Raw genomic sequence first — 16,642 nt, 5'->3', positions numbered from 1 at the left:
TTATATAATACATATTTTTATACTTTATAGCTAATTAATTGTTTAAAAATAACAGAATATTTTTTCTATTAGAGTTAAAATTTACCACTCATTAATCCTTCTTGAACTAACATGTTCTCTAAAACAGTAATATCTGTAGATATGTCAATTGCTTCATCTTCAAACAGATAATCCAATTGATTTTCAAAAGCTACTACAATCGTACTCATTGTATTTTCAATACTTTCCATAGTTGTTGTTATATTTTCTCTATTTATTCCTTGCCCTTCCAATGTATGATATGAATTTAAGAGCTTTAAAGTGGTTGGAAGATAATAGTCCATAAATTTTTGTATTTGAGTAAGTTTTGATGGGTCATGTTTTACAACATCAAATATTTTACTTGTAACATCTTCTACTTGTACAATTTTATTACACATTGATTCTGATTTAATATTTTTATTAGCTTCTTTTATTTGTTTTAAATAATTAATTCCTTTAGTTATAATTGTATCGACTTCATTAGCCTCGTCAGTTTTTTCTTCTTCTTTAACTTCATATGCTACATCTTCATATCTTGGTGGAACGAAAGCTTCATTTGTCAACACAATTTGATTATTTCTTTTATCAATATAAGTATTTATAAAGTAATTTTTGTCTATCATCTTTTGTACATCTTTTATTATAAAATTTAATGATTTAGATGTACTTTCTGCAATAAGTTCTACTGGAATAATATTTCTGTTATTTATAATTGTACAATATTTTTTATAACGAGAAATTTGGTTCCCTAATCTCTTACCTTTAAAAACACAAACTCCACCTATGATTAAAAATACTGCACATACTTGAATAGGAAGTATTACAGCCCACCCAATTATAATGGAAATAGTTGAAAGTACTAAAGCTGACAACGTAAATAAGCCTACCAAACCCCATCCAATTATTTTTAAAAATTTACTTAAAAATGAATTTATTAACACAGATTTTTTGGAAAAATTTTCTGATTTATACATAGTTTATATCCTTTCATTCTTACTAATATTATTAATATATTGCAGTTTGATTATACAATTACTTACTTATTACTGTCAAGGAATTTGAATTTCTACAAATTATTTCAAATAAAGTAATAGACTTAAATATAGAGATATTTTAAATCAAAAATATACTTATATTTAACTCCATATAAAAATAAGAGAACTTAACTTTTATTAAATTTAAGTTCCCTCATTTTTATTTTTATATAAATATAATTAACATTGTCTATCTTAGCTATACATATAAATGAAAATTATAACTAATAAAGATTTGCAAATATTTCTCTTATCTCTTCTCTGCTAATTTCTACATAATTATTAGCAAATAATCTTTGTTGATTGGTAATTGTACTATCTGTAAATTCATCTATCTGACTTTCTAACATTCCATACTCTCTTAAAGCTTTTTTAGCTATTAATTTATTTAAAAACTTTTCTAATTCTCCGTAAAAATCACAATTAAGGTCACATTCAAGGGTATCTGCTAAAATTTTTGTACACTTTGTAATTTTTCCATTAGGATTTTTTCTAGGATACATCTCCGTAAATGGGCTTGCTTTTGGAGAAAGATAAGACTCAATAGCATGTATAAGCGCATCCACTGAACTTGTAACAAAGAATTTATGAGGTAATCCTTTTACGGTCTCTGGAATTAATACTGCATAGTCTACATAGGTTCTTCTACTGCAAGACCTTTTTTAGTATGTTTAGATTTTAACTCTGCAATAGCTACATTTGTTACTTCACTACCCGTTCCAAACTTTTCTTGAAAAATTAAATTTGTATCTATTCCAATAGGTTTCATGTATGGCTCATATATAAATTCATTAGTAATTACTAAATCATTTTCTCTATTTTAAATTTCTTGTTAAATTCTTTGAATGTATCAAAATAAAATATTTTGGAACTACTCTAAGTGCTTCCATTCTTGCCCTCTCTCTATTATTAATATTTTTCCTTAAATCTTTTTTCAAATTCCACTGCTAGATTTTCCCGTACACTTGGATGAGTTATATTTAAATATTATTATACCAATACTTTTAACAATATTTTTATTAATAATCATACTTCTAGTCAGGTCTACTTGGACAACCTAGCAAAAAACCCACACATCCTGAGACAAAATCTCTCATCTGTGAAATAGTACCTAAAGAAGCTGATGTTGTATTCGTAAAATTCCTTACAACAAAAAGTACTATTAATGCTACTACACAAATTACAGTGTCTATAATAATTTGTAATTCACTAGTTTCTCCTTCTTCAATTTCTTCATTGATATTAATAGGTATTTTCTTTTCATAAACAAATAAATTGTATATGGATTGAAACATTAGTATTACCATTATAATTATAAGACACCTATCAATTAATTTGATTTTATACCATGCTTTTTTATACTTTTTATAAATTTATGTTTTTTATACATGGATATTATCACCTCACACAATAAAATTAAGCCCTCTTTACTATAATATGTAAAGAGAGCTTAATGGTGAGATTATGCTATGTTTATGTAAAAAAATACATAAAAATCAAACTATTTATCTAAAATCATCAAATTTTTAGGGAATTTAGTAAGTCTTTCTGGACCATTTTTGGTAATCAAAACAGTATCTTCTATTCTGACTCCACCCCATCCAGGGAAATAAATACCTGGTTCCATTGTTATTATGCATCCCTCTTCTATGATTTTATCACCATAATTACCAATGAAAGGTTCTTCATGAACATCTCTACCAACTCCATGCCCTATACCTTGATAGTAATAGTTTTCATATTTCTTGACAACTTTTCTTATTTCAGTGTCTGGAATTGTAGCATGTACACCAGCTTTCATGTTTTCAACCCCTACATTTTGTGCTTCCTTAACCAAATTATATACCTCTAATTGCTTTTCGGAAGCTTCTCCAACTATAAAAGTTCTAGTTGTATCAGATATATAACCATTATACATAGCACCATAATCTATAAGTACAAAGTCGCCTTTTTCTATAATCTTATCACTAGGTTTACCATGAAGTAACGAAGTCTTTGCACCTGATATCAATATAGTCTCAAATCCTATATTTTGTGCTCCATTCATCTTCATAAAGTACTCCAACTTTGTAGCTAATTCAATTTCGCTAACTCCAGCTTTTATATGTGGAATCAATTCTTCTAATGCCTTATCCGCTATTTCACAAGCTTTTCTTGTATTGTTGATTTCTTCTTCGTCTTTTACATATCTCAAAGCCTCTACAATATTTTCTGTAGCTATTAATTTTCCATTATCTTTCTCAATCAGATTTTTAAGTTCTTCATATTTATCAAATACTATATTAGTTCTTTCAAATCCAAGTTTTTTTATACCTACTTTATCACATACACTTTTAACTGCTTTTGCCACACTTCTATCAAAATTATGCCAATTTATAATTTCAAAACCTTTACAAATACTTTCTGCAAGCTCCATATATCTACTATCAGTAACCAAAAAGTTTCCATCTTTACAAATCACTGCATATGCTTCTTCATCAGGAAAACCACTTATATAGTTTACATTAGTTTTCTTTGTTAGATACAGTGCATCAAGACCTTTAGATTCCAACAATTCTACTACCTTTTTTACTCTGTTCATGATTTTGCCTCCAAATAATCAATTTTATATTAGTTGTATTATATCACTAATTAATATTCTTTTTATCTAATAGATATTTTATTTCTAAAATTTTTTATATTTTATTAATTTTACTTTAACATTTCTTTATTTTTCATTTAGTGTGTATCTACACTTACAAACTATATTTCTTCTTATAAAAGCTATTAAAACTACTAAAAAAGATTATCTTCCTCGTGCTAAATTTTTCACTCTATATAAGTTTTACTCATGTAAATTTAAAGGTTTAAGTACTTTAGCATAACTATTTACTTAATAAAAAGAACATATAACCATAATCAATAAGATTATGGCTATATGTTCTTATTTGCATATACAATCTATACTTATTTTGCAGTATGTCCAGCTTTAACTAAAGTTTCAACTGCTAAATCCCCTTTAGCTTCATTTACTAAAACTATTGGACCTGTACAACCCATACCACTTTCAGCATAGATTCCATTTTTCCATAACTCAGATACTGCATCCTCTAAATCCATTATATCAACACCAGCTATTTGACGAGTAACAACCTCTTTATCTGGCATTTTAACTTCTACTTTTTCAGCTTTAACTTCTTTTTTAGTAAGAGAGGCTATAATATCATCAAATTTTGCTTTTTTAACCTTTGCAAATTCATTTCTTGCAACATTACTTATATCTCCCTTTACAACATCATAAGCATATTTTAACGCATTTGCTACTACTGGAGAACCTGATGCTCTTGATACTATAAGAACTCTTCTATCATAGTCCTCTCCAACCCCAGGACCATATCCAAAGCCTTGAGCTTCATAATCTCCACCTGTAGTATATGAAGAAAATACTTTCATAAATATATTTCCAGATAATGTATCAGTAACCATAACATCAGGAGCACCTACAAGTAAATCATTACCTCTCATTACGCACCCACCATCTGCTCTAATTGAATCAGCAAATTCCATGTCATATCCATTATCTTTTAATTCTTTTAAACATTTCTCAACTTGTCTTGCTCCATCAACATTCAGTATTCCAACTTTTGGGCATTTATTACCCATTGATTTAGCTGTGGCAATACCATAAATGGCATTTCTCACCATTGCTTCTATTCTATTAGTAGCACTTGTTCCTGTTGTTGTTGCAAGTATCATTTCTTTTCCTTTTGCTGGAGTTATTACTCTACCTACTGTAGATACACCTATTGGAAAATTATAATGCATAGTAACACAAGCATCAATATATCCTGAATCTAATAATTCTTCCATTTTTACATGCATTTCTTTTTCATCATTAACTTCAACTACTTCAAGGTCAGTTTCCACTTTTGGTCCAATAAGTACAATATCAAACAAATTAGACTTTGCTAATTGTGCACCATTAACCATATTTTCTACACCATGTTCACTTCCAAGTGTAGTAACACCAATTTTTACTTTTTTACCAAATTCGCCGCTTTCTATTGCATTAGCTACTTCTAAGAATACATCTGCAATTACTTTTTTTGACATATCCTCACCCCTATTCTTCTAACATATCTAATGCTAGTTTTTTCATAGATTCAGCTATTATCTTTTTAATTTCATCCTTAGATATTCCTGAAGTCTCTTCAGTAATACCTGTATTTCTTTCAGCTATGAAAGATACTCCATCAAATAAGTTAGTCATTCTTCCTAAGAATAAGCTACCTTTTCCAACTATCATAGCTCTATTTCTATCTCCTGTAGTTAAATCATCTATTAAAAATCCTATATAAGGAGCTCCTGATGGTATATGCCCTTGAGTTGGCGCCCATCCTGGTAGCCCTTTATTAGAAACAAAATCTTTTAATTCTTTCTTTTCTAAGTCTCCACGTTTAACAGCAAGTGCACCTATCATTTTGTAGTTTGCTTCTGGAACATCTCCTGCTCCTGCTGGCTTAGTTATATCTGGGTTTTGCATTTCAACTGAATATACATCAACATCTGTTATTTTTAAATTAGCTCTATCAAGACCTGAAGTTATAAGTGCTGTCATAACTGCTTGAGGTGAAGAACCAGTTCCAACAGTATGCTTACCTGTTAAATCAGTTCTTATAACTGGATTTACACCATCATTTTCAGATACAAGTACTGCAAATCCTCCAACAACATCTTCAAGTACAGGAAGACCTTTTTTAACATGGTCTTTAGCATTCATTCCAAGTTTAGCACTTGCTCCACCTGCTACTACCATTACATTTTTATGTATACCAGCTTTTACTAAAGCTGCTGCTTGAATTAATGCATGTGTTGGTGCTGCACAAAATCCTCTTGTGTCAGAACCAGTTGCATTTTGAAGCCCTACTATCTCAGCTATTGATTTAGCAAAGTTTCCTCCACCTCTTTGGTTTATGTCTCCACAAGCTTCTTCTGAACACTCAATAACATAATCTATTACAGCAGGGTCTATTTTGCTATGTCTTAGCATTTGAATAGCAGATAAAACTCCAGATGCTTTTACTACTAGATTTTCAAACATTGTATGGGCATTTAAGTTAACATCTACATCATGTGCTCTTTTTACATAACCAACGAATTTTCCATCATGGTATAATCCTTCAGCTATGTGTGTTGCTACTAATTCTTTACCTTCTTCTATATCATCACCCTTTAATTTGCCTAAAAATGGTGCAATTTCAGGGTAGTTATTTTCGATTTTTGGTTTTACTTCATCAATAAATTCTTGCGATAATTTTACTAAATCAAATGCATCACTTATTTGCATTAAAGCTATGAACTCATCTTGAGGCATTATTTCTCCAAACTTACCATTTCTAGTTCCCTCAATCTTTTGTTCACACCATGGCATTTGTAAATCTCTTAATTCTTCTGGTCTTCTATTTCCTATATAAACTTGATTTGGCATGTAGTTAACTACATCTTCATAACTTCTTATATGATTACTTACTTCTTTTAAAAATTCTGAATCTGGATTTGTTGCTCTTTCAACTGTACAAGTACTTCCATTTTGCACTATCATATCTGGAGTATGAATAAGTACATAGCCTGCCCCTTTTAAAACTGGATAAGTCATTTTGTGCACCTCCATAAATTTTATGAACACTTATTTTTTAATCTTATTAAAAACTCTAATTATTTTATTGTATATTTGATTCTATTATTGTTTATGTATTTTGGCATTTTTTAAGATTTCATGAATGAATAACTCCAATTTATCCATTCATGAAATCTATATTATTTTTTTGTGTATAGTTATTTTTTATTTTTAGTGTGTGTTTATATTTTTATCTATATAATATATGTGTGTGTTATTTTTATTTTTCAAATACTGTTTGACCATCTACTTCTGTAGTTAAAGCATTTAATGCTTTTTCTACAAGACCTCTTCTTAGGGCTTTTTCTTCTGTAGGGTCAAGTGCTGGATTTCCAAGTGGATGAGGTATTGCTATAGTTGGAACTATTCTGTTAGCTCCTACTGTTAATGAAATAGGTACTACTGTACACATATGAACTACTGGAAGTCCAGTTTTTTCTATTTCTTTTACCATCGTTGCACCGCAACGAGTACAAGTACCTCATGTAGAAGTTAATATTACTGCATCTACACCATCAGCCACTAATGCTGCTCCAATTTCAGAAGCATATTTTTTAGAGTTTGCAACAGATGTACCATTACCTACAGTTGTATAGAAAGTTTCATGTAATTTTCCAATTACACCTTCTTTTTCTAAATCTCTAAGAACATCAACAGGTAATACTCTATCTGCATCTAAATTTGCATACACTGGGTCATATCCACCATGTGCAGTTTCATAAGTCTCTTCTGTTAAATCCATAACTCCTGCTATAGAATAAGTTCCGTATTTAGAAGCTGAAGAAGACTCTATTCTATCTGGATTTCCTTTTGGAACTATACCACCAGAAGTAACTAAAGCTATTTTGCATTTTGATAAATCTTTTACAGCGTTACTTGGGTCAACTCTATCAAAGTTTGGCATTGGGTATTCAGTTTCAAATGGTTCACCTTTTATTTTCTTAACTAACATGTCAACTGCTCTCTTAGAACCTCTGTCTTCATGGAAGTAGTTAACTCTTATTCCTCTAGCTATGTATCCTTCATCTTTAGGAGTTCCAATTTCTTCTCCATTAGCAAGTTTTACTGCAAGTTTAGCTATCTTAGGAAGTGCTTTTCTCATACCTGCTGCAGAATCAGAAGTTTCTACTACATAAACATCCTTTTTGAACATATCTGCTCCTGGATTTTCAACATACATACCTGTTAAAGCTGGTATATTTAAAGCATCTTTCACAACTTTAGTTATTGTTCCAGCAGCAACTCCATATCTACCAGCATTAAACGCAGGACCAGCTATGAAAAGTTGTGGTTCAAAACCTTTTACCATTGCTAAAACTTCTTCACTTGCACTATCAATATTTTCATTGAAATAGCTATCTCCACAAACTACTGTTCCAACTATTTCAATATCTTCACCTAATAATTTATCAAGTTGTAAACTTATTGGAGGTAAAGTTTCTGCCACGTGTGGCTTAGTATCAGATTTTTCTTCTCCGCCTATACCAGCAAAGAACTGATTAATATAATGTACTGCTTTTAGTTTTCCCATTTCTTAGTTTCACCCCTTTTGCTTTTAGGCATTAAAATTTACAAAATTCTTCTCTTATACCAGACATTTCTTCTTCTATTTCTTCAACTTCTAAAACCATTTCCATCATACTTATTTGGTCTTCATATACACTTTCATCAAATAATGATTTTATTGGTTCCTCAACAACGTGGTAAACACTTAATCCTAAAGCAACTCCAGCAAGTGGTCCAGCGAAAGTTGGATCTCCAGCAGTTACTGTTTCGGCTGCAAGACCTGCAGCTTCGGCTTCAGCAGCACCTAGTAAAATCACAACATTTTCAGCTCCGAATTTATCAGCAGCATCTTTAACTCTGTTTTGATTTTCTAAGTCCATAGCCCCAGCAGCAGTTCAGACAAAGCATTCTGTAGATGAGAAAACAACCTCTGCTCCTTCTACTGTTTTTACACATTCTTCTATCGCAGGTCCTGGTATACCATCACGGTCACCTATTATAAGAACCTTTTTATTACTAAGTAAACTCATAATAATCCTCCTTATTATATTTCTAATATATTTTTATATATCTATAACATTTATTATAATTTATCTATAATATGTTTTATTAATATTACTCAATCGTTTAATGAAATACTTCTTAATATCCTTTAGCAGTTAAGTGGCCAAATCCTGTTTCATTAGTTGCACCTGTTATAGCTTGTATTTCAACTTCAATAGTTCCATCAGCTTTTAAACTTCCATCAGAACCACCAGCTATTACATCTACTACTTCTAGGTGACCAATTACTTTATCTAACTTAGGAAGTACTACAACTTGGTTAGCATTTCCACCTGTTACAACAGCATCAGCTCTTACATCTGCATCTGCAAGTGATTGAGAACCTCCATCACGTCCAGCATATTCATCTGTAACTATAACTGTTTTAACACCTTGCATTTCTATCTTCTTACAGTTCATTATAAGGTCAGTATCAGGATTTCCAAAACCTTCTTGTGAAACTATAACTGCATCTAATCCTAAGTATTTACATAATTTAGAAGTCCAGTTTGAAGATCTTTCTTTATCTGCTAAGTAAACATTTTCATTAGTTATAATTACGCCTACAAAGTTTATATCTTTACCATGTCTTGCATATAAATCTTCAACAACCCCATTGTTTATATGAACATAACTTGGGTTTTTGTCACATGCAGAAACACAGTTACCACTTACAATTGCTCCGTCCATTAATTCTGTTGGATATAATAAAGTTGGTACTATTTGTTTTGCATCTACTCCATATACATAAGTATCATGTAATAAACCTTGAGTCTGAAGCATATAAACATATCCTACTTTTGGAAGTTCTGGATATTCTTTTATTGATTCAAGAAGAGGTTTAGTTTCATATACTGAAACTTCATCTGGAGTAAGATTTCTTGCTACTTCTCCTAAATACATTGCTGCTTTGAATCCTATCATTCTAACAGCTTTTTCATGAGCGTATTGTTTTAAACCGTCAATAGGTTCAGCTATTACTACCACATTATTTAATTTAGAAAATGGAGTGTACTTAGCTCCTTCTCCAGTCATGTCTATTATACCTTCTTGGAAACCTACTATTTTTCCAGTAGTTACAACAGCTACACCTTTTAACGCGTGAGTTTTTCCTTCTCCTACAGTGTCAACCTTAGACATGATACCTGGGAATATTCCTCCATTACCTTCAACTTTCACTCTTGGTTCAATAACATCTTTTACAGGTGTTATTCTTATGCTTTCACCTGGACGAGCTAATTCTATATCTATAGATTTAATATGCTCATCTCCACCAATTTCTTGTAGCATCTCTTGCTTATTGATGAATAATACTCCATCTTTTACTTGTGTTACATCACCAAATTGAACATCTTTTATAAAGATTTTCCCTAATTCAAGACGCATACTTGCACCTCCTGTTATTTAATTTGTGTATATGCATTTGAGTTTTTCTCAAAATTATATCATTTTACAATTTATCTTATTTATCTTAAAGACATCTTTTATATTTATTGTGTTTTTATGTCTCAAATCTTTGTTTTATTAGTAAAAAATATTTATTGTAAAAAAATTATTTTACCTAAAATTATTTTTTTAACAAAGTTAATCATAAAAACTTTTTTCTTTTATCTTCAGACTAAATGTAGATTTCTTCTTTTATTTTTACATTATTAATACCTTGTCAACACATTAAAGGTATTTTTTAATCATGTTTTCTATATTAGGAACTGTAGCGTCATCCTTAGTAACTTCATCTACTTTTTCCCCATCTTTGTATATAGCCATAGTTGGAAGACCTAGTACTTTTTGTTTTATAGCTAATCTTCTAGCTTTTGTTGTATCCATCTTACAGAATTTTATTTTATCTCCATAAGTTTCAGCTAATTTATGAACATCTGGCATTAAAGCTTTACAAGGCTCACAACCTTCACTCCAAAAATCAACAAATACAAAACCTTCTGCATTTAAAACTTCTTCTTCAAATGTAGCCTTATCTAAATCTAACATTTTCTTATTCCCCCTTGAAATTTTTATTTTAAATATTATTCATTAAATTTAATTTACAGACTTTAGTTCCCAAATTTTTCATCAATATATTTCTCAGCAACTATAGATGCAATTGCTCCATCATTAGTTGCAGTTACAACCTGTCTTAGAGTTTTAGATCTACAATCTCCTGCTGCAAATACACCTGGTATGTTAGTTCTCATATCTTCATCAGTTATTATGTAACCTTTTTCATCCATATCAATTTTGCCTTTGAATAAATCGGTTTGAGCATCCAATCCAACGAAAACAAATACTCCCATTGTTCCATCTTCTTCATCTGCAAAGTACTCATGAGTTTCTCCAGTTACTTTATTTTTAAATACGACTGATTCTAATATTCCATCACCTTTGATTTCTTCTATTACTGTATCTAGTAAAAATTCTATCTTTGGATTAGCTTTTGCTTTTTCTTCAACACTCTTAGCACATCTAAATCCTTGTCTTCTATGTACAATTGTTACTTTTCTAGCAAATTTAGTTAAATACATTGCTTCTTCTAATGCACTGTCTCCTCCACCTACAACAAATACTTCAAAATCTTCAAAGAAATCTGCATCACAAGTTGCACAATATGAAACACCTTTACCAGTAAGTTCTTTTTCTCCAGGACAACCAATCTTTCTTGGAGTTGCTCCTGTTCCTATTATTACTGCTTTTGCTCTATATTCTGCTTTTTCCCCTTTTAAAACTTTTATATCTCCATCTAGTTCAGTATCTACAATGTTGTCTCTTAGCATTTCTGCTCCAAACTCTTTACATTGTTCAACCATTCTAGCTATTAGACTTGGACCTGTTGCATTTGGAACTGACCCTGGATAATTTGCAATTTCATGTGTTATTACAATTTGCCCGCCAGTCTTATCTTTTTCTAGGATTAGAGTTTTCAACTTTGCTCTTGCTCCATAAAGACCTGCTGCAAGCCCTGCTGGTCCTGAACCAATTATTACTAAGTCATACACATTTTCCATTTTGACTTATCCTCCCCAATTAAATTTCTCATTTTATTTAATATTAAATTAGATTTAATATTTATGCTGTTTTAACAACTTTTTATAAACATCTTTATTCATACTGCATTCTTTGTATTGTATTATAAAATATATCATAATCAATTACTCTAAAATCATCTTGAACACTTTCTGTCCATTTTGGAGTCTTTTTATTATTCTGAAATTTACTTGCAGTAATGATTGCTTCTTCAATTAATGTTAAAGAGTTTATGTCCAAACGATTTCCTTTCTTTAGTATAACAGTTCTGTAAGGTGTTTCATTTGGTTTTACACTCCCATAAAGTGGATGAGATAAAAGTTCATAACCTTCATGTATCAAATCCCTACTTGCTTCTAAGATTCCAATATACTTTGTATCTTTAAATAGAATATCTCTGTCTTGAACTTCTTCTTTTACTTTTGGATTATTCGTAATTATTATCATTTTTTTACTCTCTTTCAAACTTTTATTTATTACTTGATAAATAAAAAACAGGAAAAACAAATCTCCCAATTTGTCTTCCCTGTTAAAATCATTTTCAGAGCCCCGTCCAAGTACAGTCATCTTTACCTGAGAATTTCATCTAATCTTTTGGGTAAATTAAGATTAAATTTGTCCCTTCGGTCGCTTTTTTATAAAGCAGTCTCCCATACTCTTCATCCGGATTATTAAGTTTTCAGAAAATTGAAAATCAAGCAATTTATCCGTTATTTTCTTTAAATAGCTTTTTTCTATCTCTGTTGACTTAAGTATATAAACATTCTATAAAATTTGCAATAGTTTTTTTATATGTATTTTGTATACATTTTTACTTTTTTTTCCAAATGTTGATATTGCATATTTCCTGTATTTTCTTTTTTTTTTAGGTGCAAACCTTTTTTGGTTTATTTTATCAAATTGATTAAAAATAAGACTATTTTTACAACAAATATTTATTTTCTACATACTTTTTTAATTTTTAATCTTATGATGTGAAATTCTCATAATTTTTTATAATTTGTTGTCATTTATTTCATCAAACCAAGATTTAACATCACCTATAATAGACTTAATACAGTCATCATCAAATGGAGAATACAAATTTCCCATACTCACAATGTCTAAAAATGATTTTGTTCCTCCAACTTTACAGATATTTATATAATCTTGCCATCCTGCATCCCTATCTTGAATCATTTTTTTCCAAAATTGTAATGCACAAATTTGAGCTAATACATAATCTATGTAATAAAATGGATTTTTAAATATATGACCTTGCTTAAACCACCAACAACCTCTCTCTAAAAAATAATTATCATCATACTTTCTATGAGGTAAGTATTTTTTCTCTAAAAATCTCCAAATTTCCTTTCTTTTTGATTTATCTACATTAGGATTTTTATAAATATAGTGTTGAAATTCATCAACAATTACTCCATAAGGTATAAATTTAATTGCAGATGATAAGTGAGTAAATTTGTATTTATCTGTATCTTCTTTAAAAAATAAATCCATCCACGGCCATGTTATAAATTCCATACTCATTGAATGGATTTCACAACTGTCAAGCGTTGGAAAATTAATTTCTGGCATATCAATCCATCTAGACATATACAACTGAAATGCATGTCCTGCTTCATGTGTTAATACATCTATATCATCAGCAGTTTGATTAAAATTAGAAAAAACGAATGGCGACTTGTAATCTGGTATATAGGTACAATACCCTCCAGCTCCTTTTCCTTTCTTTGTTTCTAAATCCATAAGTTCATTTTCTAACATAAAATTAAAAAATTCATCTGTTTCTTTCGACAGTTCAGAATACATCCTTTTACCATTTTGAATTATGTATCTTGAATCTCCCTTTAAACTTGCATTTCCTGTTAAAAATTCCATGCCTTCATCTATGTAACTTAAATACTCTAAACCAATCCTTTTAGCTTGTTTTTCATAAAGTTCATTGGCCATTGGAACAACATATTTTAATACTTGTTTTCTAACACTTTCTATCATATCTTCTCTGTAGTTACTTCTCATCATTCTGATATATCCAAGCTCTACAAAATTTTCAAAACCTAATTTTTTAGATATCTTATCTCTAAGTTTTACTAGTTTATCAAATATATCATCAAATTCAGATTCATTTTCTTCAAAGAAATTATAATATGCTTTATTTGCTAGTTCTCTCGTTTTTCTGCACTTAGAATACATAAATTTCCCCATACCAGATAAATTTCTTTCTTCTCCATCAAACATTATCTCGGCTGATGCTAAAAGTCTAGTATACTCTGAACACAATTTATTTTCTTCCTGCAATTCACTTATTATTTCTTTAGAAAAACTTTTTAAAGAATATTCTACTATTGTGAAAAATTGTTCTCCAAACTCTTTTATTAAATCACATTTAAACTTTGAATTTACAATAGCATTATAAAAATGTGAATTTAATTCTTCATACAAAGGCACATATTCATCCCAATAATTTTTTTCTTCTTGGTAGAATTTATTAAGTGTATCTGTACTATATCTTATTGATGCTATATTTGACAACGTTTCTATTTTATTCCTCAATAAATTAATCTTATGTATATTTTTTTGTTGCTCTTTATAATTACGAGAATTATTTATATCTTCTATACAACTCAAAAACTCTTTTTTCATACTATTGTAATTGGGTCTTTCATACTTAAACTCTGAAAATTTCATTTAAACACTCCTTTACAACTTTATTTTATTGTATTTATAAATATAGCTTTACATGTAATGTAATACTCTTTTATAAAATTATTATATATATTAAATATTCTTTATACTGTAACCATGTTGAATAATAACATATGATTAATGGAATTACAATATTTTATAACACAAAACTAACTACTATAACAAATTACCATAAATCTATTTATTCAAAACTTTTAACACTATTAAGATAAATTTGTATTTATATTAATAGTGCAAACGATGCCATTGCTTGTAATTAAAAATTCTGGAATTATTAATTACAAAATTTTTACGCTACCATGTCACATAAGCAATATTTTTACCAAAAAATTAATATTATTAAGCTTTCTAAATTACTTATCTCTTGATATAATAGTATACAAAACAAATCATATTTCCCACTGAAACTTTGTTCAACACTAGCTGTGTCAACGTTTTTACAGGAAATTTGAGTATATAATTTATTGGAGGTTGATATGTACAAATTAATCGCACTAGACATTGATGGAACAATATTAGACACACAAAAAAGGATTACTCCTGAAGTCTTTGAATCCATTCAAGAAGCAAAAAAGGCTGGAGCCAAAGTAGTTATAACAACAGGCAGACCTCTTCCTGGTGTAAAAGAGCTTCTAAATCAATTAAATCTAACAGATGAAGGTGATTATGTTATATGTTTTAATGGAGCCATTATTCAAGAAGTTAAAAGTGAGAAAATTATACATGATGTAGAAATGAATTTAGATGATTTTGATTTTATTTATAATAACGTTTGTAAAAAATATAATACTAAAATACACATAAATACAATGACAAATTTAATTACACCAAATGAAACTCCTGGCAAATATACACTTCATGAAGCGAAATTAAATGATATAGAAGTCAAATATATACAAAAAGATAAAATTGATGAATCTATTAAAATCTGTAAAATCATGATAGTTGATGAACCAGAAAGATTGGAAGAAATCATACAACAGCTACCTAAAAATTTATTCAATAAATATACTATAGTAAGGTCTGCTCCTTTTTATCTAGAATTTTTAGGTAAAACTACTAATAAAGGAACTGCACTTAAAACATTATGCGCTAATCTAAATATACCTATAGAAAATGCTATTGCTGTTGGTGATGAAGAAAATGACCAACATATGATAAAGTATGCAGGTCTTGGTGTAGCTATGGGAAATGCACGTAATAGTATAAAAGAAATTGCTGATTATGTTACTGATACCAACAACGAAAATGGAGTTGCAAAAGTTATAAATAAATATATACTTAATAAAGCTATCTAATCATGTAAAAAACTAAAAATATTTTTTATGTTTAAATATATTTAATGAGAGTGTCTCAAAATGGACTTTTTAGTTTATGAGACACTCTTTTTTGTATGAAATCAAATATATTTTCATCATTTCAACAATGAAAAAGAGGCTTATCTCTATTTTGAGACAGCCTCCATATCTATAACTTTTATCTAAAGTTCATTTTTAATTTTTCATATATGTATATCTATAACAATACTTTTTGTTTGAGTTTAAATATTTTATATGATTCTACTATTGCTTCATTAATATCTAAGCAATATATATCTTCATCATCTGATAATCCCGCTTCGTTTGTCCAAGCATCAAAATCACTCTTCGTCCAGAAGAAATTCATTATATTTCAGCAGCTAGCAGCCCAATTTGAATGCTTATCAAGATTTATATGAAGCACTCTTAAGTTCGGATTATTCACATACTCAATCTTTTCATTTTTTATAACTATTTCTATTTCTTTACCTGTAGCACTACAAATAGAGTTTATTCTTACATCTTGGTTAAATGTGCAAGAAGTTCCTATAGCATCTATAGCACACATTGCACTAAAACTTCGATTATCTCTCAAGGTTACTTTATGATTGGTTGGCAATGCTGATACAGGATATATAAAATTTATACTATCTCCATCAACAACCATTATATTTTTATCAATAAAATATTGTAGTGTATTTTCCATATATTGTTTTTCTGTCTTCAACTTTTTACTTATATATTCAGTCGCTTCTTGAAATGTAATACTAGAACCTTTATCTATTATCATATCCATAATAGAGATTCTTATTTTTTGTTGTGTGTTATCCAAGCTATTGTATTTTTCTATTTGACTCATA

At 29.3% G+C, this 16,642-nt stretch carries 16 protein-coding genes and 1 riboswitch; of the genes, 1 reads left to right on the top strand and 15 read right to left on the bottom strand.

The window, feature by feature from the left end; genetic code table 11:
- Positions 1-74 precede the first annotated feature (74 nt).
- From IR152_RS00660 to IR152_RS00600, 14 genes are all read right to left on the bottom strand, one after another.
- Positions 75-995 (bottom strand): 5-bromo-4-chloroindolyl phosphate hydrolysis family protein, encoded by a 921-nt coding sequence (locus IR152_RS00660; protein ID WP_227449915.1) that lies wholly within the window; start codon positions 993-995, stop codon positions 75-77.
- A gap of 284 nt (positions 996-1,279) precedes the next feature.
- On the bottom strand, positions 1,280-1,672 hold the full coding sequence (locus tag IR152_RS20335; RefSeq protein ID WP_413927461.1) for an iron-containing alcohol dehydrogenase: 393 nt from the start codon (positions 1,670-1,672) through the stop codon (positions 1,280-1,282).
- A gap of 14 nt (positions 1,673-1,686) precedes the next feature.
- Positions 1,687-1,824, bottom strand: a complete 138-nt coding sequence (locus IR152_RS20330; protein ID WP_413927456.1) for a hypothetical protein — start codon at positions 1,822-1,824, stop codon at positions 1,687-1,689.
- A gap of 265 nt (positions 1,825-2,089) precedes the next feature.
- Positions 2,090-2,362 carry a hypothetical protein gene (locus IR152_RS00650; RefSeq protein WP_227449914.1) on the bottom strand — a complete coding sequence of 91 codons (273 nt, stop codon included), beginning with the start codon at positions 2,360-2,362 and terminating at the stop codon, positions 2,090-2,092.
- A 194-nt stretch (positions 2,363-2,556) separates the two neighbouring features.
- A complete protein-coding gene (locus tag IR152_RS00645) occupies positions 2,557-3,636 on the bottom strand; it encodes a M24 family metallopeptidase (protein WP_227449913.1) in 1,080 nt (359 codons plus the stop codon).
- A 365-nt stretch (positions 3,637-4,001) separates the two neighbouring features.
- Complete coding sequence (gene grdD / locus IR152_RS00640) at positions 4,002-5,147, bottom strand: glycine/sarcosine/betaine reductase complex component C subunit alpha (RefSeq protein ID WP_227449912.1); 1,146 nt, start codon at positions 5,145-5,147, stop codon at positions 4,002-4,004.
- 10 nt (positions 5,148-5,157) lie between these two features.
- Positions 5,158-6,690 carry a glycine/sarcosine/betaine reductase complex component C subunit beta gene (grdC, locus tag IR152_RS00635; protein ID WP_227449911.1) on the bottom strand — a complete coding sequence of 511 codons (1,533 nt, stop codon included), beginning with the start codon at positions 6,688-6,690 and terminating at the stop codon, positions 5,158-5,160.
- Between the two features lie 241 nt (positions 6,691-6,931).
- The gene (gene grdB, locus IR152_RS00630) at positions 6,932-8,242 is read right to left on the bottom strand and encodes a glycine reductase complex selenoprotein B (RefSeq protein WP_227449910.1); all 1,311 of its coding nucleotides are present in this window, start codon (positions 8,240-8,242) and stop codon (positions 6,932-6,934) included.
- 31 nt (positions 8,243-8,273) lie between these two features.
- Positions 8,274-8,747: a glycine/sarcosine/betaine reductase complex selenoprotein A gene (grdA, locus tag IR152_RS00625; protein ID WP_011861535.1), complete on the bottom strand. Its 474-nt coding sequence runs from the start codon at positions 8,745-8,747 to the stop codon at positions 8,274-8,276.
- A 112-nt stretch (positions 8,748-8,859) separates the two neighbouring features.
- Entirely contained in the window at positions 8,860-10,146 is a 1,287-nt protein-coding gene (locus IR152_RS00620; protein ID WP_227449909.1) for a glycine/sarcosine/betaine reductase component B subunit, read from the bottom strand.
- A 285-nt stretch (positions 10,147-10,431) separates the two neighbouring features.
- Positions 10,432-10,749 (bottom strand): thioredoxin TrxA, encoded by a 318-nt coding sequence (gene trxA, locus IR152_RS00615; RefSeq protein WP_003416870.1) that lies wholly within the window; start codon positions 10,747-10,749, stop codon positions 10,432-10,434.
- A 62-nt stretch (positions 10,750-10,811) separates the two neighbouring features.
- A complete protein-coding gene (trxB, locus tag IR152_RS00610; protein ID WP_227449908.1) occupies positions 10,812-11,759 on the bottom strand; it encodes a thioredoxin-disulfide reductase in 948 nt (315 codons plus the stop codon).
- Positions 11,760-11,853: 94 nt separating this feature from the next.
- The gene (locus IR152_RS00605) at positions 11,854-12,225 is read right to left on the bottom strand and encodes a GrdX family protein (protein WP_227449907.1); all 372 of its coding nucleotides are present in this window, start codon (positions 12,223-12,225) and stop codon (positions 11,854-11,856) included.
- Positions 12,226-12,328: 103 nt separating this feature from the next.
- A riboswitch (glycine riboswitch) is annotated at positions 12,329-12,441 on the bottom strand.
- 330 nt (positions 12,442-12,771) lie between these two features.
- Positions 12,772-14,466 carry a M3 family oligoendopeptidase gene (locus IR152_RS00600; protein ID WP_227449906.1) on the bottom strand — a complete coding sequence of 565 codons (1,695 nt, stop codon included), beginning with the start codon at positions 14,464-14,466 and terminating at the stop codon, positions 12,772-12,774.
- 494 nt (positions 14,467-14,960) lie between these two features.
- Here IR152_RS00600 and yidA point away from each other — a divergent pair, with 494 nt between their 5' ends.
- Entirely contained in the window at positions 14,961-15,782 is an 822-nt protein-coding gene (gene yidA / locus IR152_RS00595; protein WP_227449905.1) for a sugar-phosphatase, read from the top strand.
- Between the two features lie 217 nt (positions 15,783-15,999).
- Here the strand turns inward: yidA and saoL are convergent, their stop codons facing one another.
- Entirely contained in the window at positions 16,000-16,641 is a 642-nt protein-coding gene (saoL, locus tag IR152_RS00585; RefSeq protein WP_255624282.1) for a MerB-like organometallic lyase SaoL, read from the bottom strand.
- Position 16,642: the final 1 nt, after the last annotated feature.

Origin of the sequence: Clostridioides sp. ES-S-0108-01 (genome assembly GCF_020662285.1) — a bacterium.
Classification (GTDB): domain Bacteria; phylum Bacillota; class Clostridia; order Peptostreptococcales; family Peptostreptococcaceae; genus Clostridioides.
The sequence above is the reverse complement of the archived record's forward strand: the minus strand, read 5'-3'. Positions and strand labels throughout refer to the sequence as shown.

Bases quoted from the DNA above. Each gene is read 5' to 3' on its own strand.
- IR152_RS00600 (WP_227449906.1), bottom strand. From the start codon at position 14,466: ATGAAATTTTCAGAGTTTAAGTATGAAAGACCCAATTACAATAGTATG.
- grdC (WP_227449911.1), bottom strand. From the start codon at position 6,690: ATGACTTATCCAGTTTTAAAAGGGGCAGGCTATGTACTTATTCATACT.
- grdD (WP_227449912.1), bottom strand. From the start codon at position 5,147: ATGTCAAAAAAAGTAATTGCAGATGTATTCTTAGAAGTAGCTAATGCA.
- IR152_RS20330 (WP_413927456.1), bottom strand. From the start codon at position 1,824: ATGAAACCTATTGGAATAGATACAAATTTAATTTTTCAAGAAAAGTTT.
- trxA (WP_003416870.1), bottom strand. From the start codon at position 10,749: ATGTTAGATTTAGATAAGGCTACATTTGAAGAAGAAGTTTTAAATGCA.
- IR152_RS00660 (WP_227449915.1), bottom strand. From the start codon at position 995: ATGTATAAATCAGAAAATTTTTCCAAAAAATCTGTGTTAATAAATTCA.
- trxB (WP_227449908.1), bottom strand. From the start codon at position 11,759: ATGGAAAATGTGTATGACTTAGTAATAATTGGTTCAGGACCAGCAGGG.
- IR152_RS00605 (WP_227449907.1), bottom strand. From the start codon at position 12,225: ATGATAATAATTACGAATAATCCAAAAGTAAAAGAAGAAGTTCAAGAC.
- yidA (WP_227449905.1), top strand. From the start codon at position 14,961: ATGTACAAATTAATCGCACTAGACATTGATGGAACAATATTAGACACA.
- IR152_RS00620 (WP_227449909.1), bottom strand. From the start codon at position 10,146: ATGCGTCTTGAATTAGGGAAAATCTTTATAAAAGATGTTCAATTTGGT.
- IR152_RS00645 (WP_227449913.1), bottom strand. From the start codon at position 3,636: ATGAACAGAGTAAAAAAGGTAGTAGAATTGTTGGAATCTAAAGGTCTT.
- IR152_RS00650 (WP_227449914.1), bottom strand. From the start codon at position 2,362: ATGGTAATACTAATGTTTCAATCCATATACAATTTATTTGTTTATGAA.